22 protein-coding genes and 2 tRNA genes are annotated in these 24,342 nt (G+C 72.0%); 11 read left to right on the top strand and 13 right to left on the bottom strand.

Annotation, left to right across the window (positions count from 1 at the left end; all coding sequences use genetic code 11):
- Positions 1–23 precede the first annotated feature (23 nt).
- Complete coding sequence (locus ACWGI6_RS12045; protein WP_453267379.1) at positions 24–1,982, top strand: transglycosylase domain-containing protein; 1,959 nt, start codon at positions 24–26, stop codon at positions 1,980–1,982.
- Positions 1,983–2,023: 41 nt separating this feature from the next.
- Here the strand turns inward: ACWGI6_RS12045 and def are convergent, their stop codons facing one another.
- The 8 genes from def to ACWGI6_RS12005 all read right to left on the bottom strand — a co-directional run bounded on the left by def (position 2,024) and on the right by ACWGI6_RS12005 (position 10,319).
- The gene (gene def / locus ACWGI6_RS12040) at positions 2,024–2,668 is read right to left on the bottom strand and encodes a peptide deformylase (RefSeq protein ID WP_453267378.1); all 645 of its coding nucleotides are present in this window, start codon (positions 2,666–2,668) and stop codon (positions 2,024–2,026) included.
- A gap of 68 nt (positions 2,669–2,736) precedes the next feature.
- On the bottom strand, positions 2,737–3,738 hold the full coding sequence (locus tag ACWGI6_RS12035) for a tetratricopeptide repeat protein (protein WP_453267377.1): 1,002 nt from the start codon (positions 3,736–3,738) through the stop codon (positions 2,737–2,739).
- Positions 3,739–4,189: 451 nt separating this feature from the next.
- The gene (locus tag ACWGI6_RS12030) at positions 4,190–5,530 is read right to left on the bottom strand and encodes an HD-GYP domain-containing protein (protein ID WP_453267376.1); all 1,341 of its coding nucleotides are present in this window, start codon (positions 5,528–5,530) and stop codon (positions 4,190–4,192) included.
- Entirely contained in the window at positions 5,527–7,029 is a 1,503-nt protein-coding gene (locus tag ACWGI6_RS12025; RefSeq protein WP_453267375.1) for an HD-GYP domain-containing protein, read from the bottom strand. Before ACWGI6_RS12025 ends, ACWGI6_RS12030 begins: the two co-directional genes overlap by 4 nt.
- 185 nt (positions 7,030–7,214) lie before the next feature.
- Positions 7,215–7,616 carry a mycothiol system anti-sigma-R factor gene (rsrA, locus tag ACWGI6_RS12020; RefSeq protein ID WP_453267374.1) on the bottom strand — a complete coding sequence of 134 codons (402 nt, stop codon included), beginning with the start codon at positions 7,614–7,616 and terminating at the stop codon, positions 7,215–7,217.
- Entirely contained in the window at positions 7,613–8,296 is a 684-nt protein-coding gene (locus ACWGI6_RS12015) for a sigma-70 family RNA polymerase sigma factor (RefSeq protein ID WP_393907730.1), read from the bottom strand. The genes rsrA and ACWGI6_RS12015 overlap by 4 nt, the downstream gene beginning before the upstream one ends.
- Positions 8,297–8,756: 460 nt before the next feature.
- Complete coding sequence (locus ACWGI6_RS12010; protein WP_453267373.1) at positions 8,757–9,404, bottom strand: alpha/beta hydrolase family protein; 648 nt, start codon at positions 9,402–9,404, stop codon at positions 8,757–8,759.
- A gap of 81 nt (positions 9,405–9,485) precedes the next feature.
- Positions 9,486–10,319 carry an SOS response-associated peptidase gene (locus ACWGI6_RS12005; RefSeq protein WP_453267372.1) on the bottom strand — a complete coding sequence of 278 codons (834 nt, stop codon included), beginning with the start codon at positions 10,317–10,319 and terminating at the stop codon, positions 9,486–9,488.
- Between the two features lie 35 nt (positions 10,320–10,354).
- Here ACWGI6_RS12005 and ACWGI6_RS12000 point away from each other — a divergent pair, with 35 nt between their 5' ends.
- The 4 genes from ACWGI6_RS12000 to ACWGI6_RS11985 all read left to right on the top strand — a co-directional run bounded on the left by ACWGI6_RS12000 (position 10,355) and on the right by ACWGI6_RS11985 (position 14,105).
- Positions 10,355–11,068, top strand: coding sequence for a M50 family metallopeptidase (locus ACWGI6_RS12000; RefSeq protein WP_393907634.1), 714 nt, complete (start codon positions 10,355–10,357; stop codon positions 11,066–11,068).
- A gap of 163 nt (positions 11,069–11,231) precedes the next feature.
- On the top strand, positions 11,232–12,596 hold the full coding sequence (aroA, locus tag ACWGI6_RS11995; RefSeq protein ID WP_453267371.1) for a 3-phosphoshikimate 1-carboxyvinyltransferase: 1,365 nt from the start codon (positions 11,232–11,234) through the stop codon (positions 12,594–12,596).
- Between the two features lie 14 nt (positions 12,597–12,610).
- Positions 12,611–13,618 carry a ribosome small subunit-dependent GTPase A gene (rsgA, locus tag ACWGI6_RS11990; RefSeq protein ID WP_453267370.1) on the top strand — a complete coding sequence of 336 codons (1,008 nt, stop codon included), beginning with the start codon at positions 12,611–12,613 and terminating at the stop codon, positions 13,616–13,618.
- Positions 13,619–13,781: 163 nt separating this feature from the next.
- Positions 13,782–14,105, top strand: a complete 324-nt coding sequence (locus tag ACWGI6_RS11985) for a DMT family transporter (protein WP_453267369.1) — start codon at positions 13,782–13,784, stop codon at positions 14,103–14,105.
- A gap of 159 nt (positions 14,106–14,264) precedes the next feature.
- Here the strand turns inward: ACWGI6_RS11985 and ACWGI6_RS11980 are convergent, their stop codons facing one another.
- Positions 14,265–14,999, bottom strand: coding sequence for a TetR/AcrR family transcriptional regulator (locus tag ACWGI6_RS11980; protein WP_453267368.1), 735 nt, complete (start codon positions 14,997–14,999; stop codon positions 14,265–14,267).
- A gap of 176 nt (positions 15,000–15,175) precedes the next feature.
- Between ACWGI6_RS11980 and hisN the strand changes: the two genes are divergently transcribed.
- Positions 15,176–15,979: a histidinol-phosphatase gene (gene hisN, locus ACWGI6_RS11975; RefSeq protein ID WP_453267367.1), complete on the top strand. Its 804-nt coding sequence runs from the start codon at positions 15,176–15,178 to the stop codon at positions 15,977–15,979.
- Positions 15,980–16,130: 151 nt separating this feature from the next.
- Positions 16,131–16,532, top strand: a complete 402-nt coding sequence (locus ACWGI6_RS11970; RefSeq protein WP_453267421.1) for a CBS domain-containing protein — start codon at positions 16,131–16,133, stop codon at positions 16,530–16,532.
- A 143-nt stretch (positions 16,533–16,675) separates the two neighbouring features.
- On the opposite strand, the gene ACWGI6_RS11965 is transcribed toward ACWGI6_RS11970, so the two are convergent.
- Entirely contained in the window at positions 16,676–18,139 is a 1,464-nt protein-coding gene (locus ACWGI6_RS11965; protein ID WP_453267366.1) for a catalase, read from the bottom strand.
- 161 nt (positions 18,140–18,300) lie between these two features.
- Between ACWGI6_RS11965 and ACWGI6_RS11960 the strand changes: the two genes are divergently transcribed.
- From ACWGI6_RS11960 to ACWGI6_RS11945, 4 genes are all read left to right on the top strand, one after another.
- Positions 18,301–18,720 (top strand): Fur family transcriptional regulator, encoded by a 420-nt coding sequence (locus tag ACWGI6_RS11960; protein WP_393907641.1) that lies wholly within the window; start codon positions 18,301–18,303, stop codon positions 18,718–18,720.
- A 365-nt stretch (positions 18,721–19,085) separates the two neighbouring features.
- Positions 19,086–19,871, top strand: coding sequence for an ABC transporter ATP-binding protein (locus tag ACWGI6_RS11955; protein ID WP_453267420.1), 786 nt, complete (start codon positions 19,086–19,088; stop codon positions 19,869–19,871).
- Complete coding sequence (locus ACWGI6_RS11950; RefSeq protein WP_453267365.1) at positions 19,868–20,758, top strand: ABC transporter permease; 891 nt, start codon at positions 19,868–19,870, stop codon at positions 20,756–20,758. The genes ACWGI6_RS11955 and ACWGI6_RS11950 overlap by 4 nt, the downstream gene beginning before the upstream one ends.
- Before the next feature lie 49 nt (positions 20,759–20,807).
- Positions 20,808–21,941, top strand: coding sequence for an ABC transporter substrate-binding protein (locus ACWGI6_RS11945; RefSeq protein ID WP_453267364.1), 1,134 nt, complete (start codon positions 20,808–20,810; stop codon positions 21,939–21,941).
- 48 nt (positions 21,942–21,989) lie between these two features.
- Here ACWGI6_RS11945 and ACWGI6_RS11940 read toward each other — a convergent pair.
- From ACWGI6_RS11940 to ACWGI6_RS11930, 3 genes are all read right to left on the bottom strand, one after another.
- A tRNA-Met gene (locus ACWGI6_RS11940) sits at positions 21,990–22,063 on the bottom strand.
- A gap of 120 nt (positions 22,064–22,183) precedes the next feature.
- Entirely contained in the window at positions 22,184–24,034 is a 1,851-nt protein-coding gene (locus ACWGI6_RS11935; protein ID WP_453267363.1) for a sel1 repeat family protein, read from the bottom strand.
- A 207-nt stretch (positions 24,035–24,241) separates the two neighbouring features.
- Positions 24,242–24,315, bottom strand: a tRNA-Met gene (locus ACWGI6_RS11930).
- Between the last annotated feature and the right edge of the window lie 27 nt (positions 24,316–24,342).

Below are 24,342 nucleotides of genomic sequence, written 5' to 3'. Positions count from 1 at the left end.
AGAGCCACCACATCTAGCTGGGCATGAAGCGCACGAAGGGGCGTCGCCGGTTCATCGACTATCCGCGGCAGGGACGGGAGGGTCCGCGCCGCTGGCTGCCGTCATGGCGCCAGTGGCTCGGCACCCTCTCGCTCGGCATCATCGGCCTGGCCGGGCTGTTCGCCGCGGTCTACGCGACGATCGATGTGCCGAACGAGAATGCGCTGGCCGGCCAGGAGGCCACCGTCTATTACTGGGCGGACGGCAGCCAGATGGTGAGCGTGGGCGCCGTCAACCGGCAGAACGTCACCCTCGACAAGGTTCCCGACTCCGTCGAGAATTCCGTGATCGCGGCGGAGAACGCCACCTTCTACAGCGACGCCGGAGTCTCCCTCCAGGGCATCGGCCGCGCCCTGGTCAACATGGTCTCCGGCGAGGAGACCCAGGGCGGCTCCACCATCACCCAGCAGTATGTGAAGAACACCTATCTCTCGCAGGACCAGACGGTCACCCGCAAGGTGAGGGAATTCATCATCTCGCTGAAGGTGAGCAACCAGAAGTCCAAGCAGGAGATTCTGCGCGGATATCTCAACACCAGCTGGTTCGGCCGTGGTTCGTACGGCATCCAGGCCGCCGCCCATGCGTATTACGGCATTGACGCCAAGGACCTCGATCCCAGCCGGGGCGCCGTGCTGGCCGCCTTGCTGAAGGGGTCGGAACAGTACGACCCGGGGCTGAGCGAGGCCAATCACGCGCGGGCCGTGGCACGGTGGAAATGGATACTCGACCGGCAGGTCGCCACCGGGAAGATGAGCGAGGAGGAGCGGGCGAAATACCGCACCTTCCCCGAGCCCCGGGGACTGTCCAAACCCACCAGCCAGGCCGGCCAGACCGGCTATCTCGTCGATGTCGCCAACAAGTTCATCAAGGCCGAGACCGGTCTGACCGACAAGGATCTGGCACGCGGCGGCTATCGCATTCACACCACCTTCGACAAACAGCGCACCCACCGGCTGGAAAAGGCCGTGCGGGACGTCCGCCGGGACACCATCGATCCGACGCAGCGCGCGGCCGACAACTATGTGGAATTCGGCGCGGCCTCCGTACGCCCCAAGGACGGGGCGATCGTCGCGCTCTACGGCGGCGCGGACGCCACCCGGCACTTCAGCAACAACGCGGACACCACGGCGGTCCCGGCCGGCTCAGCCTTCAAGCCGTTCGTGCTGGCGGCCGCACTCCAGCGGCCGGACGACGAGCCCGCGGCCACCACGGCACAGCCGGTGGACCACAAGACCGGGTTCGAGGATCTGTCCGAGGCGCTGATGAAGGCCGAGAGCCCGCCGTTCGTCCAGGCCGGGCAGCGTATCGGGCTGGAGCGGATCCGTGATCTCGCGGTGGCCGCGGGGCTGCGCAAGGAGAGCATGGCCCGCCTGGAGCAGACCTTCCCGCTGGGCACCTCCGCCCCCAGCGCGATACGGATGGCGAGCGCCTACACCACCTTCGCCAACGGCGGGCTGCACACCGACCCGTACGCGGTGTCCGAGGTGACCCACAACGGCAAGAAGGTATCCGGCTTCCACCGCCCCGAGCCCGTGCAGATCCTCGACGCCGGGGTCGCCCAGCAGGTGTCCAGCGCCCTGGAGGGAGTCGGCTGGCGCACCCTGGGGCAGCCGGACGACGCGAAGCCCCAGCAGCCGGTCGCGGCCGGCCGCACGGAGCCGGGCGACCGGATGAAGTCGGCGTGGTTCATCGGCAGCCCGTCGGCCCTCGGCCCGGAGTTCGGTTCCGTGCCCGGCACCGGATCGGGCAACGCGGGCGGTGTGCGCCCCGACCGGGCGCCCGGCGCCGCGGTGGGAAATGAGCCGACCACCGCCGTCACCATGTTCCGCAACAAGCCCGGGGCGCCCGAGCTGCTGCCGATGCAGGGCGTCGGCGGGTCCAGTACCGAGCTGGGGACCGACATCCCGCCGAAGATCTGGCGCGCCTACCAGCAGGCGTCATGAGTGAGGCGCCCGGCCGCCGGCCGGGCGCCCGCCCGTTCGCCTCAGTCGTTGGCGACGACGGGGTAGCGCGGCTCCAGCTCGGCCATCTGCTTCAGCGCGTCCTTGCGGTCCCGCTTGCCGAGCCGGTCGATGTAGAGGTAGCCGTAGAGGTGATCGGTCTCGTGCTGCAGGCAGCGCGCGAAGTAGCCGGTGCCCTCGACCGCGATCGGCTCGCCCTTGGCGTCCTGGCCGCGGACCACGGCGTAATCGGGGCGGGCCAGCGAGGCGTAGGCGCCGGGCACGGACAGACAGCCCTCGTTGGAGTCGTCCAGGATCCGGCGCTCGGACGGCAGCTCGTCCAGCACCGGGTTGCAGATCGCGCCGACGTGCCGCACGCCCTGGTCGTCCAGGCAGTCGTAGACGAAGACCTTCAGATCCACACCGATCTGGTTCGCGGCCAGGCCCACGCCCTCGGCGGTGCGCTGGCTGGCGAACATGTCGTCGATGAGCTGGGCGAGCTGGTCGTCGAACTCCGTGACGTTCTTGCACTCCTTGTGGAGCACGGGATTGCCGACGACCGTGATCGGCCGCGAGGTGCCGCGCTCACGGTGCGCGGTCTCCCGCTCCTCCGCGTCCGTGACGTCGTCGCTGAATGCTTCGTCCACGCGCTGGTCACCATCTTGATCAAACACAGGCTGCTGGGCCATCTCCGCCGTACGCCTTCCTGAAAACCCTGAGTAGTCGCCCTACAGCCTACGGGGGCCCGCTCGGGCTCTCAGCAGACCTCTTCAAGATCCCGCCATTCCCGGGTGTCCGGGCTGTCCGCGACCCAGCCGTCCAGCAGGCCGCGCACCAGGGCGGACGGCGCCGCGATACCGCACTCGCGCTCCGGCACCCACAGCGAGCCCGAGCCCGCGGTGCGGTGTCCCAGCGGCCCGGGGTGGCCCGGCTCACTGTGGTCGTGCGGGTCCAGATGCTCGCCGTCGCCCTCGTCGCTGGGCATCCGGCTCTCCGAGCACGTACGGCACAGCAGCCGCACGGACGAGGACCAGTCCTCGGCGGCGAAGCCCGCATCGGCCGCCAGCCGCTCCAGGGCGTCCCGGTCGGCCTCCGTGGCGGCCTCCAGGAGCACCACCCAGGTGGGGACCGGAGAGGGCGCCCACAGCTCGATCTCGTCGAAGACCGGATACGCCCGGGTCGCACCGTCGGCACCCGCCGCGATGGTCCGCTCGCCGTGCGGGACGCCGTCGTGCAGCACCACCTCGCCCCAGCGCCGCCCGGAGGACGGCAGCGGGATCGACAGCACCTCGATACGGGCCGGGTCCAGCCGGCGGCCCCAGACCACCTCGGCCTCGCCCTCGGGGGAGAGGCGGACGGCGGCGCTGCCCAGGGCCATACCGAGCGGTTCGCCGGACGGCGAGCCCTCGCTGGGGACCTTGAGGCCGTAGGCCTGCCAGGACCGGCGGGCCAGCGGCCAGTCCTGCAGGGCGGTGGCGGCGATGCCGACGTTCCACCAGTCGGGCGCCCCGCTCTCGCGGTCCAGCAGCGCCACGGCGCGCAGACCGGCGGCCCTGGCCTGCTCCCAGTCGTGCCGGAACTTGTGCAGCAGCGCGAGGTTGAACCAGGACTCCGACAGCCACGGCTCCATGTCCGCGGCGCGGGTCAGCAGCGCTCCCGCGTCCTCGTAACGGCCGTCGCCGATCAGCGTGAAAGCGCGGTCGGTCGCCTGCCGCCACGAGGCGGAGGGCCGATGCCGTACCTTGCCGAAGATCCTCACGATTCCCGCCTGCTGGTTGCTCTTGATGCCGCTGAGATGGGGTCCCGAGCGGCGTCCGGGGCCTTCTGAGGGGCCCACTCGACAACCTGCCACAGATTGCCGTCGGGCTCAGCCTGGTTTGCTGGTCCCCCTGCGGCTCCTTGCCCTTCGCCGACCCCCTGAACCCCCTGAAAGGGGCTTCCTTCGCATCCAACCATGCCCATCTCGGAGGGCGCTCATTACCCATGGGTTCCATGACATCGGGCGCTCGCTACGGGCTCAACGGCCCGGATACGGGAGCCGGAGCGACGAGAGTGCCCCCGAAGGCGGCGGTCGACCGGCCGTGGACCGACTCCTGCACCGGCCGTGGACCGTTACCTGCCCTACCGGGGCATACGCATCCAGGGCGGGGTGGCGTACGCCGGGAGGCCGGGCACCGCCCGTCCCGCGCCGCCGACAGCAGTCGGTCATCTCACACCGCCCGGCCACCGCACGCCAGCACCCGGGCCAGCGCCTCGACGACCCGGGGCTCGTGGTCCTGCGCGGTGGCCAGCCGCAGCCGCTCCAGGGCGCGCAGCGAGCCGCCCGGTCCCGCCGACTCCCCCGACAGATCGTCGTAGGCGTTGACCGTGCGGACGATACGCGCCGTGACCGGCTGGTCCCGGTACGGATCGGCCTGCCGCTCGACGATCATCGCGACCTCCGCGGGAACCCCGGTCTGCCGGACCACGGCGCCGCCCAGCAGCGCGATCCGCCGCTGTTCGGCGGGCGGCAGCGGCGCGGTGGCGCCGTCCGGCACCGGGTCCAGGAGCGAGAGCTGGCCGATGTCGTGCATCAGCGCGGCGTATTCGAGCACGTCCAGGTCCGGTTCGTTCAGGCCGAGTTCACGGCCCACGGCGCGGCTGAGCGCGGCCACCCGGCGGGCGTGGCCGTGCGGGGTGTAGCCGGCGATCTCGGTGGAGCGGGCCAGCGAGGCGATGGTCTGGCGGTAGGTGGTACGGACGGCCGCGAACCGGCGGAAGGCGAACTGGGTCAGCAACAAGGGCAGACAGAAGACCGGCAGCGCCCACAGCCCGGCGACCGCGGTGGCCAGCGAGATCACCACTCCGGTGGCACAGATCGCCGAGCCGATGCCGGGCAGCGCCCGCAACTCGTCGCGCAGCAGCGGCCCGTACGGCCAGCCGGTGCGGGCGCGGGCGAGCACGGCCGCCAGCACCGCGTCGCACAGCGCGGTCAGCGCCATCAGGCCGATCATGAACAGCGGGTAGACCGGTCCGGCGGCCACCCAGGTGTTCAACGTCCCGGTGTTGTAGAGGGGCTGGAAGCAGGTGGCGGCGAAGCCGATGGTCAGCATCCGGCGCGCGAGATGGTCGAGGGCCGGCCCCCGGCCACGGGCGATCTGCGGGACGAGTCCGACCAGCCCGGCCGCCAGGACCACGGCCACGGTCTGCGGTACGCCATGGGTCGTCGGCCGTCCGCCGGCCTCACCGAGCAGGGCGTACGCGAGGGCGCCGGCCGCACCGAGCGGGGCGCCCTCCCGCTCTCCCGGCACCCGCCCCCCGGCCGCCGGTGCGGGGCCCCGGCCCACCAGCTCGCCCACCGCGATCAGCACCCCGAAGGCCAGCGCGATCCCGGGCTCGGCCAGGCCCTCCCAGAGCGTCCGGCCGAGCGACCAGCACGCCAGCGCGCCGGCCGGGGCGTAGACCGCGGCGATCACCGTGCTTCCCCGTGTGGCAGGCACGCCGACGCGGGGGGCGCGGCCGTCCGCCGCCCGGCTCCCGGGCGGCCGGGGGCCCTCCGGGGCGCCGCTCATCGCGTGCCGTCCCGCCCGGCCCCTTCGGGACGCAGCGCGGGCCGCCGAGCCGGTCGCCACCCGCCGACGGCCGGTTCCCCGGCCCCGTGCGGCGTGACGGCTCCCTGCGGTGCGACTGTTCCCTGAGGTGCGTCGGCTCCCTGTGGTGCGCCGGCTCCCTGCCCCTCCCGCACCGCATCGGGCTCCGCGTCCGCCGCCGTCACCAGGTCCGGGTGCCAGCCGTACCGGTCGAGCGACGCCACCAACGCCCGCACCATCCGCGGGTCGAACTGCGCCCCGGCGCACTTCCGCAGCTCCGCCACGGCCACCGGCACCGGCCGTGCCCGGCGGTAGGAGCGGGTCGAGGTCATCGCGTCGAAGGCGTCCGCGACCGCCACCACCCGGGCGAATTCCGGGATCTGATGCCCTATCAGTCCGTAGGGATAGCCGCGCCCGTCCAGCCGCTCGTGGTGGTGCAGGATCGCCGCCCGCGCCTCCCCCAGGAAGCCGATACCCCGCACGATCTCGTGCCCGTACTCGGGATGCAGCTCGATGATCCGGCGCTCCTGCGGCGTCAGCGGCCCGTCCTTGCGCAACAGCCGGGTGGGGACGCCGAGTTTGCCGACGTCGTGCAGGATGCCGGCGAACCGCAGCACCTCCACCCGGCCCTCCGCCATGCCCAGCTCCCGGGCGATCATCACCGAGGCGCGCCCGACCCGCTCGCTGTGCCCGCGGGTGTAGCGGTCCTTGATGTCCACGGCCTGCACGAGGGCGCGGATGGTGGCCTGATGGGCGGTGCGTTCACGGTGGTACTGGACGAAGACCCAGCACGACAGGCACATCGGCAACAGCACCAGCAGTGCCGCCGCCGGGCCGTACGAGCTGCGCCACAGGACCGCCATCATCAGCCCGGCCAGGCCGTGCACCAGATGCGGCCCCAGCGAACCGGTCAGCACGCCGCGCCAGGCGGTGCGCAGGGGGTGCCGCTCGGCGGCGACCAGCACGCCGCCGTCGAGCGCCGCGAGCACCGCACAGAAGGTGGTGGCGGCGGCCGCGGCCGGCAGCAGCAGAACGGGGAACTGCGGTGCGGACAGCGGGTGGTGGCCGATGGCCCGGAAGACCTGGGCGGCCGCGCAGCAGGCCAGCGCCAGCTCGGCGGCGTGCCAGAGCCTGCGGGCCCCGGCCGAGCGCGCCTCGGCCGGCCCGGTCAGCGCCCCGGGGACGGCAGCCAGTGCGGCCAGCGGCGGCGGCAGCAGAAAGACCCCGGCGAGAAGTACGGGGCTGGCCCAGCCGGCGATGGAGCCCCCGGACGCCCCGGCGGAACCCGCGCCGTACGGCACCCGGCCGCTCACCAGCGGACAGCGGTGCAGCTGTTCGCACAGCGCGTACAGGACGGCCAGGGCCAGGGTGCTGCTCCAGGGGGCGTCGGCGCCGAGCCGTAACGCCGGGGCGGCACACAGCGCCGCGGCCAGCGCGGCGCAGCCGATATACCCTCGCGCGGCCGCCGGAAGTCCCCGCATCGCGCCCTCCTCACCGTGCCCACCGCTCGCCCCCACGCTCGTGAGGAGCAGAGGGCCCCCGCCCTGCCTCCGCAGTGCGCTGGGGTCCGGTGAGAATAGAGGGGCTGGGCCGCCGGGGAAGGTGCATCAGCGGATCGGGCAGGACGAATCGCCCCGCCCCTCACCCCTTAGGGTGACGTGCCGCGTTATTCGGCCCGCGCGGTCTCGCTCCGTGCATCGGTAGAACCGGTCGCCTCGGACGGACCGGTCCCCTCCTCGGAGGCGGCCGCCTGCTCGCGCTCTGCCTGTTCCTTCTTGGCCTGTTCGAGCACGCTCACCTCGGGCACGGTCTCCCCGGCCCGGATGAGGTCGATCCGGCCCATGACCTTGGAGCGCAGATCGCTGGGGACGTCGTCATGGCCGCAGCAGCGCTTGACGAGCTTCTTGACCGCCTGCTCCAGGCCGTACTTCTCCAGGCACGGCGAGCATTCGTCGAGATGCACCTGGAAATCTGCGCACTCCCCCTCGGGCATCTCCCGGTCGAGATACTCGTAGAGGTGGTCAAGGACCTCTGAGCAGTCCTTCTCGTGCGGCTCTCCGCAGCTCATGATCCCGAGCCTTTCCGGTCGTGCGACTCCGACGTGCGCGCGGACTCCGGGTCCGCGGTCGCCGCCCCCGCCGGGACCAGCCCGCGCTCACGGGCGTAGTCCTCCAGCATGCCGCGCAGTTGGCGCCGGCCGCGGTGCAGACGGGACATCACCGTGCCGATGGGTGTCCCCATGATGTCCGCGATCTCCTTGTACGCAAACCCTTCGACATCCGCCAGGTAGACCGCGATACGGAACTCCTCGGGAATCTCCTGGAGCGCGGCCTTCACATCGGAGTCGGGGAGGTGGTCGAGCGCCTGCGACTCGGCCGAGCGCAGTCCCGTCGACATATGCGACTCGGCGCGCGCCAGCTGCCAGTCCTCGATCTCCTCGGCGGCGCTGCGCTGGGGCTCACGCTGCTTCTTGCGGTAGGAGTTGATGAAGGTGTTCGTCAGGATGCGGTACAGCCACGCCTTGAGGTTGGTGCCCTCCCGGAACTGGTGGAAGGACGCATACGCCTTTGCGTAGGTCTCCTGCACCAGGTCTTCCGCGTCCGCCGGATTGCGCGTCATGCGCAGCGCGGCGGAGTACATCTGGTCCAGGAACGTCAGCGCATCCCGCTCGAAGCGCGCATTGCGCTCGGCAGCGCTCTCCTGAGCCTTGTCCTCAGCCGTGCCGTCGGTCCCTGTGACCGGACCCACCTCCTCCAACACCGTCATGGATCCCGATGCGGACCCACCCGATTCGGAGAATAGACGACGATCCGGTGCCGCCGCCGCTCCAGCCAGGGCGGGCTGCGTCACCTGCATCTGCGACCACGGCAGGTCGGCGGCCGGGCGGGCCGGGCAAGCGATTCCCATGCGGCGGGCTCCCATTCCTCGTACTTCACCGGACGTATTCGCGTACTACGCCTGGCACAACAGCGGCATGCGGCGCGGCATTCCCGGCGCCCACGGTCAAGGACGGGCTTCCGGGGGCCGGGTTCCGGACGGAGTGCGGGCGGTATTCCGGGACCGGGGTCGGACGGGATACGGGCGGGCGGCGGGCAGACCTCCGTACGGCTTCCCGACGGCCCTCCGGCGGACCCGGCAGACCGGCAACAGTTGGCAAACCCGCTTGCCGCTTCGGCAAGCGGGCGAGGGAGGAGGGAGCAGGGGACGGTCAGCCGAACATCCCGTCCAGCCAGGCCGCCGCCGCGTCCGTGATCACGGCCATCGACTCCGCCTCCTCGACGCCCGCCTTCTTCGGCACCGCGAAGCCGTGGTCACCGTGCGCCACCTCAGTGATCTCCGTACCCGGCGGGAACTCCTCCGGCCGGCCGAACGGATCGCGGCCGCCCTGGACGACCAGCGTCGGCACCCCGGCACCGGTCAGCTCGTCCGCCCGGGACTTCTCCGGCCGGCCCGGCGGATGCAGCGGGAAGCTGAGCGCCAGTACGGCCTGCGCACCCAGGTCACGCGCCGTACGGCAGGCCACCCGGGCCCCGGCGCTGCGGCCGCCGGCGACCACCGGCAGCCCCGGCTTCTCCAGCGCCGGCCACAGCGCGGTCCATCCGGAGTCCAGCGTCTTCGGCGCGGGCGCCAGCTTCTTGCCCGCCACCCGCCACGGCTGCTCGACCAGCGCCACGGTGTACCCGCGGGCCGGCAGCGCGGCCGCCAGGGCCCGTAGATCGCGTGCCTCGATGCCACCGCCGGCGCCGTGGCTCACGGCCACCACGGCCCGCGCCGGTGTGGCGTCGCGGTGCCAGGTGATCCGGGCGTCGCCCGCCGGTGTCACGACCGTCTCGGTCTCCGTCGCCCCAGTGCTCATACGCCCATCCTGCCCCTGCCGCACCCGGAAGGTCACCGCAGCACGCCGACGCGGGCGCCCGGTGCCGGGCCGCCCCACGGGTCAGAACAGCGTGCCCACCTCGGGACCGTCGAGCTCGGCGACCAGCTCGGGTCCGTTGTTACGGACGTTGCTGACATCGGTCGGGACGGGATGGGCTCGCATCAGTCCGGCCGGCGGCGGCGCCAGCAGTTCACGCACCTCGTCGGGTCCGGTGCGGGCCGGGTCGAGCCAGGCGTCCCAGCGGTCGGGGGTCAGCACCAGCGGCATCCGGGGGTGGATATCGGCCAGCGACTGCGGTCCCGCGCCGCCGGAGGCCCCGGCCAGCGGGGTGGTCTCGGCCTCCGTGGTGACGACCGTGCAGGTCACCCACCAGGCCAGTGGGTGATCGCCGGGCAGCGTTTGGTCCCGCCAGAATTCGTACAGCCCGGCCATCGCCATCGCGGAGCCGTCCGCGGGCGTCACGAAATACGGCTGCTTACGGGGCCGCTTCTTCTTGCCCTGCTCCTCCAGCTGCCGCTCCGCGGCTTCGGTGACCCACTCGAAATACCCGTCCCCGGGGAGCAGGCACCGCCGGGTCGCGAAGGCCTGCCGGAAGGACGGCTTCTCGTGCACCGTCTCGGCCCGCGCATTGATCATCTTCGCGGCGGCCTCGGGTGATTTCGACCACGACGGGACCAGGCCCCACTTCAGCGTCCGCAACTGGCGCACCGGGCCGTCCGGCTCGAAGGCGTCGGCCGCCGGGCCCTTGAGGGGACGTTCGAGCACCGCGTGCACCTGGTCCGTCGGCGCGACATTCCAACTGGGCGCCAAGGTCTCCGTCGGCTCCCACTGCTGAACGCCGAAAATCCCCACCAGGTCCTCGGGACGACGACTCGCCGCATACCTACCGCACATGCATGCCACACTGCCATGCCACACGAAGGGGAGACATGGACACCGACCACCTCACCGACATATGGAGCCGAGTCTTCGGGACCCAACCCGCCCCGTCGCTCTGGCTGGTGATCATCACGGCGGTGCTCGCACTGGGCGCCATCGTCCCGCACACCGCCTGGCGGCTGTCGCGGAACGCCGTCACCATCGCCCACGAGGGCGGGCACGGACTGATCGCCCTGCTCACCGGCCGCCGCCTGGACGGCATCCGGCTGCACTCGGACACCTCGGGTCTGACCGTTTCGCGTGGCAAGCCGACCGGTCTGGGCATGGTGCTGACCGCCGCGGCCGGCTATATCGCACCGTCCCTGCTGGGACTCGCGGGCGCCGCACTGCTCGCCGCGGGGCACATCACGGCCCTGCTGTGGGGCGCGACCGCGCTGCTGCTGGCGATGCTGATCATGATCCGGAACGCCTACGGCGTGCTCACGGTCGTGCTGACCGGCGCCGCGTTCGTACTGGTCTCCTGGCTGACGACGGCGGATGTACAGGCCGCTTTCGCCTATGCCGCGGTGTGGTTCCTGCTGCTGGGCGGGGTGCGGCCGCCGTTCGAGCTGATGGGCAAGCGGCGGGGCGGCGGGGCGGCGGACTCCGATCCGGACCAGCTGGCGCGCCTGACCCACGTTCCGGCGGCCCTCTGGCTCGGCCTGTTCCATGTGGTGACGCTGTGCTCCCTGATAGGCGGCGGGCGCTGGCTGCTCGGGCTCTGACGCCGCCCGCCTCGGCCGGCGGCCGCTCCTGTACCGCCACGCCCGGTGCGTCCGCCGCATCCCCGCCCCCGGCCCGCGAGCGCACTATCAGTGCCGCGTTTCGGATGGGTTGCGCCACTTTTGATCAAGATCGGCACCCTTGCCCAGCCATTAAAGTAAAGGCATGACCGAGAGCCCCGCACACCCCGCCCCATGGCCCGCCCCCCTCGCCGCCGGGGCCGTCGATGCCACCGTCACCGTGCCCGGCTCGAAATCGGTCACCAACCGCGGCCTGGTCCTGGCCGCCCTCTCCTCCGAGCCCGGCTGGCTGCGCCGGCCGCTGCGCTCCCGGGACACCCTCCTGATGGCCGAGGCGCTGCGCACCCTGGGCGTCGGCATCGAGGAGACCGCGTCCTCCAGCTCCGCCGGCTCCGCCGTACAGCCCGGCGGCGGTGAGGCCTGGCGGATCATCCCGGCGGGCCTGCACGGCCCGGCCACCATCGACGTCGGCAACGCCGGCACGGTCATGCGCTTCCTCCCCCCGGTCGCCGCACTCGCCGACGGCCCGATCCGCTTCGACGGCGACCCCCGCTCCTACGAGCGCCCGCTCGGCGGCGTGATCGACGCGCTGCGCACCCTGGGCGCCCGGATCGACGACGACAACCGCGGCGCGCTGCCGATGACGGTCTTCGGCAGCGGCGCCCTGGACGGCGGCCCGGTCGAGATCGACGCCTCCTCGTCCTCCCAGTTCGTCAGCGCCCTGCTGCTGTCCGCCCCACGCTTCAACCAGGGCGTCGAGGTCCGGCACGTGGGCGGGGCGCTGCCCTCCATGCCGCACATCCGGATGACCGTCGACATGCTGCGCAGCGTCGGCGCGCAGGTGGACACCCCGGAGGCGGGCGGCGAGCCGAACGTCTGGCGGGTCACTCCCGGCGCCCTGCTCGGCCGTGATCTGGTCGTCGAGCCGGATCTGTCCAACGCCCAGCCGTTCCTGGCCGCGGCGCTGGTCACCGGCGGCCGGGTCACCATCCCGGACTGGCCCGGGCACACCACCCAGCCCGGCGACGCGCTGCGCGAGATCTTCACCGCCATGGGCGGTTCCTGCGAGCTGACCGACCGCGGACTGACCTTCACCGGCAGCGGCCGTATCCACGGCATCGACGTCGACCTGAGCGAGGTCGGCGAGCTGACCCCGGGCATCGCCGCGGTCGCCGCCCTGGCCGACTCCCCCTCCACGCTGCGCGGTGTGGCGCATCTGCGGCTGCACGAGACCGACCGGCTGGCGGCGCTCACCAAGGAGCTCAACGAACTCGGCGGCGATGTCACCGAGACCGCGGACGGGCTGCACATCCGGCCGCGCCCCCTGCACGGCGGGATCTTCCGCACCTACGAGGACCACCGGCTGGCCACCGCAGCGGCGGTCATCGGCCTGGCGGTCGACGGCGTGGCGGTGGAGAACGTCGCCACCACCGCCAAGACCCTGCCCGACTTCCCCGCGATGTGGACGGACATGCTCGATCCGGCGTCCGTCACCGCCCGGAGAGTCTGAGGGATACCGCCGCCATGCGCCGCTACGGCAAGAACCCCGACGAGGACGACATCCGCGTCCGCCCCAACCCCAAGGGCAACCGTCCCCGGACGAACATCCGCCCCAAGCACGAGGACGCCGGCGAGGGCCTGGTGCTGACCGTCGACCGCGGCCGTCTGACCTGCCTCATCGAGGACCGTACGGTCACCGCGATGAAGGCCCGCGAACTGGGCCGCAAGAGCGCGGTGGTCGGCGACCGGGTCGCCGTCGTCGGCGATCTGACGGGCGCCAAGGACACCCTCGCCCGGATCGTCCGGGTCGAGCCGCGATCCTCGACACTGCGCCGTACGGCCGACGATGACGACCCGTTCGAGCGGGTCGTGGTCGCCAACGCCGACCAGCTCGCGATCGTCACCGCCCTCGCCGACCCCGAGCCGCGCCCCCGGCTCATCGACCGCTGTCTGGTCGCCGCCTTCGACGCGGGCCTCGACCCGCTGCTGGTGCTGACCAAGTCCGATCTGGCGTCCGCGGACAGCCTGTTGGAGTCCTACGGCGACCTCGGTGTCCCCTACCTCGTCACCAACCGCGACGAACTCGCCGACGGCAGCGCCGCCGACCGGGTCAGGGCCGCGCTGTCGGGCCGTATGACGGCGTTCGTCGGACACTCCGGGGTGGGCAAGACCACTCTGGTCAACTCCCTGGTCCCGGAACGCCGTCGGGCCATCGGCCATGTCAACGCGGTCACCGGCCGCGGGCGGCACACCACCACCTCCGCGCTGGCACTCCCGCTGCCCGACGACTCGGGCTGGGTCATCGACACCCCGGGCGTACGGTCCTTCGGGCTGCATCATGTCGACCCGTCCCGGGTCATCCAGGCCTTCCCGGATCTGGAGCCCGGCACCGCCGGCTGCCCGCGTGCCTGCAGCCACGACGAACCGGACTGCGCGCTGGACGCGTGGGTCGCCGACGGCCACGCCGACCCGGCCCGTCTCTACTCGCTGCGCCGCCTCCTGGCCACCCGCGAACGACGCGAAGGCGACTGACCGCCGACGTTTGCTGCCGCCCGTCCGAGGTAGATGCATAATCACGCCAAGCCCGGCGTAGGGGGCAAACAGACCCGGTCGCCGAACGAGGCCCGAACGAGTGAATGTGATGTCCCGTCGTTGCTCACGTAAGACAGGCCCAAGCTGACGGAGGCAAGGGGACATGGCGTGGCTGCTGGTCGTGGTGGCGGGGATCCTGGAGACCGGCTTCGCGGTCTGCCTCAAGCTCTCGCACGGCTTCACCCGCCTCTTCCCCACCGTCGCCTTCGCGGCCTTCGCCCTCGGCAGCTTCGGTCTGCTGACACTGGCGCTGCGCAAGCTCGACGTCGGCCCGGCGTATGCGGTGTGGACCGGTATCGGTGCGGCCGGTACGGCGATCTACGGCATGGTCTTCCTCGGCGATGTGGTCTCCACCCTCAAGATCGTCTCCATCACCTTGGTCATCGCCGGCGTGATCGGGCTACAACTGTCGGGGTCGGCACACTGACCCGGAGCGTGTCCGCGCGGCGAGCGGCGCGGGGGCCCTGCGGGCACGACGCCCGTCAACTCGTCCGCGTGTGACGCCCGTCGACTCGTCCGCGTGTGGTACCCGTCGCAGTCGCGTCCACGTGTGACGCCTGCCCACCGCCGCGGCCGTGACGCCCCGTCACCCCCGGTCTGTCGACGACGTGCCGGCCGGCGTCCGGGCGAAGGCACCCCGCACGAGCCGGGACACCGCCTCCGTCTCCAGCTCCCTGCGCGACCGCTGGGCCGGTATGCGTCCGGGAGCCTGCGCCACAACGGGAGCCACCGGGGCGACGACACAGGCCAGGGTCAGCCGCGCCGCGGTCTCGCAGGCGGTGCCCAGGGCGGGCAGCTCCTCCGCCGGCCAGTCGGGCTCCAGCGCCGCGACCGCCTGGTCGCAGAAGCGGCCGACGAGCTCCGCGGGCCCCGGCAGCGGCCCCTCGACGGTCGTCGCGGCACGCTGTACGGGGACGCCGTACCGGGCGGCCCGTACCGGCGCGGGGGCGGCGGGCACCGGCGCAGGACTCGGCAGCCGGTCGCCCCAGCATCCGGTCAGCGCGGCCCTGACCAGGGGGTTGGCGCGGGCGGTACGCAGCGTCCAGGCGGCCGCGGCCACCACCCGGCCCGCCGCGTCGCCCCGCGTCCCGGCGGCCGAGGCTCCCCGGGACAGCGCCCGTGCGACCCCGGCGAGGTACTTCTCGGTCTCCCGGCGGACCAGGGCGCGGGCCAGCCCTTCCTTGCTGCCGAACTCGTTGTAGAGCGTCTGCCGGGAGACCCCGGCAGCGGCCGCGACATCAACCATCCGCACGGCCGTCCAGGCCCGTTTCGTCAGCGCCGTATAGGCGGCATCGAGCAGGGATTCACGCGCTGCGGGCATCCGTCGCCTCCCCGGCCGCCGGCCCAGGTGGCCGGTGTGCGCACAGAATTGACGCGGCGCCAGATGCTGTCAAGGGTCGTCGCAGCACGCGCTCACCGGCATGGCCCGGCGCCGCCACACGCCCGGTGGCGCACAGCCGTGTGGCTCCTGCCCATACCAATCGATACTGTTCGCACATGCCCGACTATCACGATGATCTTCGCCTCGGCCATGTTCTCGCGGACGCCGCGGACGCCGCCACCATGGAGCGCTTCAAGGCACTCGACCTCAAGGTCGAGACCAAACCGGACATGACACCGGTGAGCGAGGCGGACAAGGGCGCCGAGGAGCTCATCCGCGGCCAGCTCCAGCGGGCCCGGCCACGGGATGCGGTGCTCGGCGAGGAGTTCGGCAGCGAGGGCGCGGGACCGCGTCGCTGGATCATCGACCCGATCGACGGCACGAAGAACTACGTCCGCGGGGTGCCGGTCTGGGCCACGCTGATCGCGCTGATGGAGCGCGGTGCGGGCGGCGACCGCCCGGTGGTCGGCATCGTCTCCGCGCCGGCGCTGAACCGCCGTTGGTGGGCCGCCGACGGTCTGGGGGCCTTCACGGGCCGCAGTCTGACCTCCGCGAGCCGGCTGCAGGTCTCGAAGGTCGGCCGTATCCAGGACGCCTCGTTCGCCTACTCCTCGCTGACCGGCTGGGAGGAGCGCGGCAAGCTGCCCGGTTTCCTCGATCTGAGCCGGGACTGCTGGCGCACCCGCGGCTATGGCGACTTCTGGCCGTACATGATGATCGCCGAGGGTTCGGTGGACATCTGCGCGGAGCCGGAGCTCTCACTGTGGGACATGGCGGCGTGCGCGGTGGTCGTGAAGGAGGCCGGCGGGCAGTTCACCGGCCTGGACGGCAAGCCGGGCCCGCACAGCGGTAACGCGGCGGCCTCCAACGGTCTGCTGCACGAGGATCTGCTGAGTTACCTCGGCGACTCCTCGCGCTGACCTGCGACGGGACGGGTATTCGGACACCCGTCCCGCACTTGCCCCTTGTTGCATCGGCGTAGGCATGTGAACATGAGAATCCCCCACTTTGTGAACTTGTGAATCCCTTCGCAAGGCACATTCACCAAGGAGGTGGCTCCACTCCATGCCCATGCACGTCAAAGACGCCATGAGCACGGTGGTCCTCACCATCGGGCCCGCTCACACCCTCCGTCAGGCGGCGCAACTGATGGCGGCCCGCCGCATCGGCGCGGCCGTGGTCCTCGACAACGACAACAGCGGCATCGGCATTCTCACCGAGCGCGACATCCTCAATTCCCTCGGCGCGGGCGAGAACCCCGACCGGGAGACCGCCCAGACCCACACCACTTCGGACGTGGTCTTCGCCGCTCCGGACTGGACCCTGGACGATGCCGCGGACGCCATGGTGCGCGGCGGCTTCCGCCATCTGATCGTGCTCGACGACCATGAACCGGTCGGCGTGGTGTCCGTACGCGACATCATCCGCTGCCGGTCGGCCGTCACGGAGCGGGTCGACGCCGTACCGGCCTGAGCACGGCGGCCGGACGCACGAAGAGGCCGGAGCCCCATGGCATCCGGCCTCTTCGGCTCGTACGGCAAGCGACATCCGGGCAGCCCCTACGGCGGGCAACCGCTTCCGCGCGAGCGGCGGCGGTCAGCCGCAAGGACCGCCGCTCAGCCGCGCAGGGCCTGGACCGCGGCTTCCAGCCGCTTGCCGTAGTCCGCGTCCGCCTTGCGGAAGTTCTCGATCGCCCGCTGGGCGATGTCGTCACGGGAGACCTGGGAGATGAAGCCCGCCAGGTTGTTGATCAGGCGCTCCCTCTCGTCCTCCGACATCAGGCGGTAGAGGGTGCCGGCCTGGACGAAGTCGTCGTCCTCGGCGTGCGAGGGCGCCGCGTGCTCGCCGGTGGCGCCGCTCACGTCCGCCTGCTGCCACAGCGGCCGCCCGGTCTCGGCCGGGCCGCCGAAGCTGTTGGGCTCGTAGTTCTTCTGCCCCGCGTGCCGGCCGTCGTACAGCGCGCCGTCCCGGCCGTGGCTGCGCGCCTCGGTGGCGTGCGGGCGGTTCACCGGGAGGTGGTCGGCGTTGATGCCGACGCGGTAGCGGTGGGCGTCGCCGTAGGCGAAGAGACGGCCCTGGAGCATCTTGTCGGGGGACGGGCCGATGCCCGGCACGAAGTGGTGCGGGGAGAAGATCGACTGCTCGACCTCGGCGAAGATGTTCTGCGGGTTGCGGTTGAGCTCCAGCTTGCCGATCTCGATCGGCGGGTAGTCCTCGTGCGGCCAGACCTTGGTCAGGTCGAACGGGTTGAAGCGGTAGGTGGCCGCCTCTGCCGCGGGCATGATCTGCACCTGGACGGTCCAGCTCGGGAAGTCACCGCGCTCGATCGAGGTGCGCAGGTCGCGCTGGTGGCTGTCGGCGTCCTCACCGGCGAGCTTGTCGGCCTCGGCCTGGGTGAGGTTCTTGATGCCCTGGTCGGTCTTGAAGTGGTACTTGACCCAGAAGACCTCACCGGCGGCGTTGTTCCACTGGAAGGTGTGCGAGCCGTAGCCGTTCATGTGGCGGAGCGTGGCAGGGATGCCGCGGTCGCCGAACAGCCAGGTGACCTGGTGGGTGGACTCGGGCGACAGACCCCAGAAGTCCCAGACGTTGTCCGCCTCCTGCGAGCCGGTGTACGGGTCGCGCTTCTGGGTGTGGATGAAGTCGGGGAACTTGATGGCGTCCTTGATGAAGAACACCGGGGTGTTGTTGCCGACGAGGTCGTAGTTGCCCTCTTCGGTGTAGAACTTCAGCGCGAAGCCGCGCGGGTCACGCACCGCGTCGGCCGAGCCGAGGTTGCCCGCGACGGTGGAGAAACGCAGGAAGGTCTCGGTCTGCTTGCCGACCTCGGAAAGGAAATTGGCGCGGGTGTACTTGGTCAGATCCGCGGTCACCGTGAACGTGCCGTACGCACCGGCGCCACGGGCATGCACGATGCGCTCCGGGATGCGCTCGCGGTTGAAGTGCGCGAGCTTCTCGATCAGGAGCTGGTCCTGGATGAGTCCGGGACCGCCGATGCCGGCCGTCTCGCTGTTCTGGTTGTCCCCGACCGGAGCGCCGGACTCCGTGGTCAGCGGTCCAGTGGTGCTCTCTACCGACACGTGCGCCTCCTGAAAAGTCTTCTCCACCTGCCCTTGGCTTGCGCCGATCACGATCCTACATTGGACAATGTCTAAGTCAAGAAGGAGCCGAAAGTCGTACTCGATCCGGTGATGGACCTGCCACTGCTACCCTGGCTCTATCTGACTGATAGGTGATTGGCATGAGTGACCTGCTGGAACGGCTCCGGGGACGCGGCTGGCGGCTGACCGCGCAGCGACGCGTCGTCGCCGAGGTCCTCGACGGGGACCACGTCCACTACACCGCCGACGAGGTGCATGCGCTGGCATCCGACCGGCTCCCCGAGATCTCCCGCGCCACCGTCTACAACACCCTGGGCGAGCTGGTCTCCCTCGGTGAGGTGATCGAGGTGAGCACGGACGGCCGGGCCAAGCGCTACGACCCCAACGCCCACCACGACCACCAGCATCTGGTCTGCTCGCGGTGCGGCACGATCCGCGACGTCCACGTCCAGGGCGACCCGCTCTCCGCTCTGCCCGAGCCGGAGCGCTACGGCTTCCAGGTCTCCGAGGTCACCGTGACCTACCGGGGCATCTGCCCCAACTGCAACGCCCCGTCCTGACGCCAGGGGAGGCCGGCCCCCCTCCGGGCCGCCTCCGCACCGCGTCACGCCGTACGCCTGACCGAGCCCGCGCCCCTCCGGCCGCGGGCTCCTTCGCGTGCCCCGGCCGCCCACCGGTCCCCCCGGCACCGCACCGTCACCTCTCCCCCGCCGCACAACCATGCCCGCACGCCCCTTGCCCGGATCTGACGCACCGTCATATCGTCGGCGCGCCGCGCTTTCCGGCCACCGGGCCCGACCGGGTCCGGGCCCCGCACCACGGCGGCACCCTGTCCGCACTCCGCAAGGAGCACCCCGTGGGAGAGCCGCACCCTTCGCCCGCACCGCACCGCCCACCCGCCGACCCGTCCCCCCGCCCGCCGGCCCTGCGCGCCCGCGCCCTGGCCCGCTCGTTCGGCCGCGGCGGCACGGCGCCGGCCGCCCTCGGCCCCCTCGACACCGAGATCGCCCCGGGCGAATTCGTCTGCCTGGTCGGCCCGTCCGGCTGCGGGAAGTCGACGCTGCTGCGGATCACCGCCGGCCTGCTGCGCCCCAGTGAGGGCGAGTTGGAAATCCGGGCGGGCACCGACCGGCCGACCGCGATGATCTTCCAGGACTACGGCATCTACGACTGGAAGACCGTGCTGGCCAATGTCCGCTTCGGCCTCGACATCCAGCGCGTGCCCCGTAAGGAGGCCGACGAACGGGCCCGCTCCTGGCTCGCCCGGATGGGGCTCGCCGACTTCGCGGACGCCTACCCGGCCGCGCTCTCCGGCGGCATGCGCCAGCGCGTCGCCATCGCCCGTGCGCTCGCCGTCGAGCCCGGGATGCTGCTGATGGACGAGCCGTTCGCGGCCCTCGACGCCCAGCTGCGCACCATCCTCCAGGACGAGCTGCTCGACCTCACCCAGACCACTCGCACCACCACCCTCTTCATCACCCACAGCCTCGAAGAGGCCCTGGTGCTCGGTGACCGGGTCCTGGTGATGTCCGCCCGGCCCGGCCGGATCATCGCCGAACGCCGCCCGCCGTTCGGCCGCCCCCGCACCGGCGCGGTCCGGGACACCCCCGAATTCACCGCCCTGAAGGCCGAGTTGTGGCAGCTGCTGCGCGGCGAGGTCGACGGCACCGGCACGGCAGACCCGGCCGCCAAGGGGGTGCTCCCCGTATGACCACCGCCCTCCACCCGCCCGGCCACGAGGACGGGCCGCCCGCCGCGTCCGGCCGGCTCCTCGTCCGTCGCCCCGGCCCCCAGGAACTGCGTCCCCGGCGCACCCACCGCCGCCGGCGCACCCTGGAGATCTCCCTCGCCGTCGCGGTCCCGCTGGTGCTCGTCCTGCTGTGGCAGCTGGCCGCCGGCCAGGCCTGGATCGACGCCCGCATCTACCCCGCGCCGTCCACGATCCTGGCCGACGGCTGGGACCGCGCCCTGGCCGGCGACCTGTGGCCGGACGTGTGGGCCACGCTACGGCGCGTCCTGGCCGGCTACGCCGTCGGCACCGTCTCCGGCTACCTCCTGGGCCTGCTGATGGGCTCGCTGCCGCTCGTACGCGCCGCCCTCGAACCCCTCTTGGACGCCCTGTACGTCGTCCCCAAGCTCGCCCTGCTGCCGGTCTTCCTGAATATGTTCGGGCTCGGCGAAGGACCGCAGGTCGCCCTCGTCGCCGCCACCGTCTTCTTCTTCGTCTGGATCTCCACCATGGCGGCGGTGCTGGCGATCCCCTCCGGCCACCGCGACGCCGGCCAGGTGTTCGGCGCGAGCCCCTGGCAGATGTTCCGGCACGTCCTGCTGCCCGCCTCCCTGCCCGCCGTCCTGGTGGGCGCCCGGATCGCCGCGGGCGTGGCCGTCCTGGTCATCGTCGCCTCGGAACAGATCGCCGCCACCGACGGCCTCGGGCATCTGATCTTCGACTCCCGCGCCCTGTTCCAGAACGACGTGATGTGCGTCGGCATCGTCTGCGTGGCCGTCCTCGGCGTGCTCTTCTCCGAGCTGGTACGGCTGGCCGGGCGCCTCCTCACCCCCTGGGCGCCCCGCGACCGCGGCCGGTCCCGGAGCTGATCCACCGCACCGCCTCGTCCGCCTCGACGCCGCCCCGCACGGAGGTCCCATGCGTTTCCGCACCACCACCGTCGCCACGCTCCTCACCGCGCTCGCCCTCGGCGCGGGCTGCGCCGCCCCCAAGGACGGCGCCGCCGCCACCGGACCCCGCACCATCAGGCCCGTCGCGGGCTGCGGCAAGGCCTCCTGGACCGACCCCGCCGACCTCGCCCCCGGCCGCACCCCGGCACGCTGCGACAAGGGCGCCCCGGCCCCGCGCCCCCTCACGAAGCGCCGCACACTCACGATCGCCACCGGCACCCTCAACGCCGAGTACGTGGCCCCGCTGCGGCTGGCCCTCGCCAGGGGTGAGTTCCGGAAGGAGGGCCTGGACGTCCGGCTGAAGGTCCTGCCCACCCCGGAGGCGCTGCCGCTGCTGGCCAAGGGCGATCTGGACGCCCTGTGGGCGGCCCCCGAGGCCGCCGTCGTCAACGGCATCAACGGCGGCTTCGACATCCGCTGGGTGGCCGGCAACTTCTCCCCCGACCCGAGTTCCAGGAGCGGCCTGTGGGTGCGCCTGAAGAGCGGGGAGAGCGCCACTTCGGTCTCCCTCAAGGGGTCGAGGATGGGCACCATGATCGGGAAAGGCTCCGTGATCATGTACCCGATGGCCACGTCCTTCGCCGGACACGGCACCGACATCCACTCCGTCACCTTCCAGCAGCTCGGCTCCTCCGACGTACTGACCGCTCTGACCGGCGGCGGGGTGGACTCCGCCTGGCTGCTCGACCCGGTCTGGCGACGGGTCGACGGCGACAAGAAGTACGCCTTCCTGGGCGGCCAGCCCCAGGGCGAACCGCTCGGTGGCGCCCTGTACGGCCCGAACCTGCTCCAGCGGGACCCGGACGCCGGGGTCGCCTTCCTGCGGGCCTACATCCGCACGGTCAATACGTACTTCGCCGGCGACTACAAGGCCGACAAGGCGTTCGTCGCCGAGCTCGCCGGGCTGCTCAAGGTCGACGGGAAGATCCTCGCCTCGGTCCCGTCCCTCCGGATGGACTGGGAGATCCGAAAGGGCACCGCGGCCCGGCTCCAGAAGGCCTACCGGGACACCGGCGTCACCAAGGGGGCACCACTGCCGGAGAACCGGATCGTCGACCGCAGCCTGTACGCGGAGGCGGTCGGCCACCGACTGCAGCGGTAGACACGACGAAGGCCCGGATCCTCAAGGATCCGGGCCTTCGTCTTGCAGTAGCGGGGACAGGATTTGAACCTGCGACCTCTGGGTTATGAGCCCAGCGAGCTACCGAGCTGCTCCACCCCGCGCCGTTGTTGCCTTACTTTAACCCCGGGCCGACGACCAGCGCAAATCCCTTCCGCGCGGCCCAGGGCCGGGCCCTGTGGACCCGGCCCCGGCCCCGGGCCTCCGGTGCCTCCGTACGCCCGCTACGCGCTGAGCTCCTCCTGGAGCGCCGTCCGCAGCCGCGCCGCGCGCTCCGCCACCTCCGGCGGCCCCAGCTCGACGGCGCGCGCACACCAGCTCTGCGCCTCCGCCAGCGCACCGCGCCGTGCGGCGAGCAGCGCCAGCCGCAGCGCCGCCCGGCCATGGCCGGTCTCGGCGGCGCGCTGCCACCACAGGGCGGCCTCGGGAAGGCTGCCCTCGCGGGCCAGCAGCAGCCCGAGGTTGAAGGCGCCGTTACGGCTGCCGGCCTCGGCCGCCGCGCGGTACCAGTTGGCGGCCTCGCCGGCATCCCCGCGAGCCGCCGCAAACATGCCGACCCGGACCTGGGCGCGGCGGTGACCCTGGCGGGCGGCTCGCTCGTACCACTGCACGCTCTCGTCGTCCGCCGTGCGCTCGCCGTCCGCCGCCCCCTCGCCCGCGGCGACCGCCCTGCGGTCGAGGAGGTCCGCGAGCCGGAAGGCCGCCTCGGCGCTGCCGCCACCGGCCGCACAACGCAGATTGCGCTCCGCGTCCTGCAGCTCACCGTCCCGCAGCTGCACGATGGCGACCTGGAGCGCCGCCTCCGTGTGCCCGGCCGCGGCCGCCCGCTCGTACCAGGTGTGCGCCGTACGCTCCGCACCGCGCCCGGTGAACAGGATGCCGAGGTTGAACGCGGCGTCCACACTGCCCGCCTCGGCCGCCTTGGAGAACCACGGCTCGGCCCCCGAGGCGTCGCCCCGCTGCAGCAGCAGGATGGCCAGCGCGTTGGCGGCCTCGCGGTGCCCGGCATAGGCGGCCCGGCGGTACCACTGCTCACCGCGCCCCTCCCGGCCCTGCTCGGCGCAGAGCAGCCCGATGTTGTAGGCGCCGTTCACGTCCCCGGCGTCCAGCGCGACGCGGTACCACCGCTCCGCGGTCTGGAGTTCACCCCGGTCGGCGTGCAGCGCTCCCAGCGCATTGGCAGCGTTGCCATCGCCGTCCTGGGCCGCCCGCCGCCACCACTCCGCAGCGCTCTCCTCGTCCCCCGCGTCACGCAGCAGGAAGCCCAGCGCACAGGCCGCGCGCGCCTCACCGTCCTTGGCGGCGGACAGATACCAACGGCCCGCCTCCTGGACGTCACCGCGGTCCTCCAGCAGCGCACCCAGCTGCAGCGCGGCCCTCCGGTGACCGCGCGCGGCGGCCTGCCGGTACCACTGCTCGGCCTCCTCCTGCTGGGTCAGCTCGCCGTACGCGGGCACCGCACGCCGCTCCGCGTCGCGGCCGTCCTCGATGAGCCGGGCCAGCCGGTAAGCGGCCTCACGGTGGCCGCGCTCGGCGGCCGTACGGAACCAGCGCTCGGCACCGATGTCGCCGCGGTGCTCCAGCAGATCGGCGAGTGCGTACGCGCCCAGGCAGTGGCCGGACTCGGCGGACTGACGCAGCCAGTACTCGGCGGCCGGCTCGTCGCCGCGCTCGCGGTAGTGGCGCCCGAGGGCGTGCGCCGCGGCGGCGGAGCCGGCGACCGCTGCGATACGCCACCAGCCGGCCGCCTCGTCCCCGTAGCCCCGCTGGTGAAGCAGCACGCCGAGGTTGTTGGCCGCGGCGCGGTCACCGGCGGCGGCAGCGGAACGCAGATGCGACTCGGCGCCGTCGAGGTCGCCGCGGCGGAGCAGCATCGCGCCGAGCGCGCTCATGGCGGCGGTGTCGCCCGCCTCGGCGGCCCGGCGGTGGCCGGACTCGGTCACGGCATCGGACGCTTCGGCGGCTTCCACGGCCTCCATCGCGTCCATCTGCAGCTCGGATTCGCGCCCGTCGTCGGGCGCATGCACAAACCGGTCTGTCTCCAACAACCTTGCCTTGTCCCCCATAAGACCCATCGTCGCATCACCTGTAACCCGCGTACACCTGGTATACCGCAGCCAGTGAGGTCACTTCAGCGGTTTGTCGACTTCCCGACACGACGACTTGGCAAACTCAAGCACACACCTTCCCCACATCGGCCGCGCGACCCGGCTTTGAACGGAATCGACCTGAACACAAGACGAAGGCCCGGATCCTTGAGGATCCGGGCCTTCGTCTTGCAGTAGCGGGGACAGGATTTGAACCTGCGACCTCTGGGTTATGAGCCCAGCGAGCTACCGAGCTGCTCCACCCCGCGCCGTTGTGTCCTCAAGGTATCACGACG

This window comes from Streptomyces sp. NPDC054786 (genome assembly GCF_053611685.1).
This window is presented reverse-complemented; position numbering and strand designations above follow the sequence as displayed.

Coding starts and splice junctions, on each gene's coding strand:
- ACWGI6_RS12045 (WP_453267379.1), top strand. CDS start 24: ATGAAGCGCACGAAGGGGCGTCGCCGGTTCATCGACTATCCGCGGCAG.
- def (WP_453267378.1), bottom strand. CDS start 2,668: ATGGCCCAGCAGCCTGTGTTTGATCAAGATGGTGACCAGCGCGTGGAC.
- ACWGI6_RS12030 (WP_453267376.1), bottom strand. CDS start 5,530: ATGAGCGGCGCCCCGGAGGGCCCCCGGCCGCCCGGGAGCCGGGCGGCG.
- ACWGI6_RS12025 (WP_453267375.1), bottom strand. CDS start 7,029: ATGCGGGGACTTCCGGCGGCCGCGCGAGGGTATATCGGCTGCGCCGCG.
- rsrA (WP_453267374.1), bottom strand. CDS start 7,616: ATGAGCTGCGGAGAGCCGCACGAGAAGGACTGCTCAGAGGTCCTTGAC.
- ACWGI6_RS12010 (WP_453267373.1), bottom strand. CDS start 9,404: ATGAGCACTGGGGCGACGGAGACCGAGACGGTCGTGACACCGGCGGGC.
- ACWGI6_RS12005 (WP_453267372.1), bottom strand. CDS start 10,319: ATGTGCGGTAGGTATGCGGCGAGTCGTCGTCCCGAGGACCTGGTGGGG.
- ACWGI6_RS12000 (WP_393907634.1), top strand. CDS start 10,355: ATGGACACCGACCACCTCACCGACATATGGAGCCGAGTCTTCGGGACC.
- aroA (WP_453267371.1), top strand. CDS start 11,232: ATGACCGAGAGCCCCGCACACCCCGCCCCATGGCCCGCCCCCCTCGCC.
- rsgA (WP_453267370.1), top strand. CDS start 12,611: ATGCGCCGCTACGGCAAGAACCCCGACGAGGACGACATCCGCGTCCGC.
- ACWGI6_RS11985 (WP_453267369.1), top strand. CDS start 13,782: ATGGCGTGGCTGCTGGTCGTGGTGGCGGGGATCCTGGAGACCGGCTTC.
- ACWGI6_RS11980 (WP_453267368.1), bottom strand. CDS start 14,999: ATGCCCGCAGCGCGTGAATCCCTGCTCGATGCCGCCTATACGGCGCTG.
- hisN (WP_453267367.1), top strand. CDS start 15,176: ATGCCCGACTATCACGATGATCTTCGCCTCGGCCATGTTCTCGCGGAC.
- ACWGI6_RS11970 (WP_453267421.1), top strand. CDS start 16,131: ATGCACGTCAAAGACGCCATGAGCACGGTGGTCCTCACCATCGGGCCC.
- ACWGI6_RS11960 (WP_393907641.1), top strand. CDS start 18,301: ATGAGTGACCTGCTGGAACGGCTCCGGGGACGCGGCTGGCGGCTGACC.
- ACWGI6_RS11950 (WP_453267365.1), top strand. CDS start 19,868: ATGACCACCGCCCTCCACCCGCCCGGCCACGAGGACGGGCCGCCCGCC.
- ACWGI6_RS11945 (WP_453267364.1), top strand. CDS start 20,808: ATGCGTTTCCGCACCACCACCGTCGCCACGCTCCTCACCGCGCTCGCC.
- ACWGI6_RS11935 (WP_453267363.1), bottom strand. CDS start 24,034: ATGGGTCTTATGGGGGACAAGGCAAGGTTGTTGGAGACAGACCGGTTT.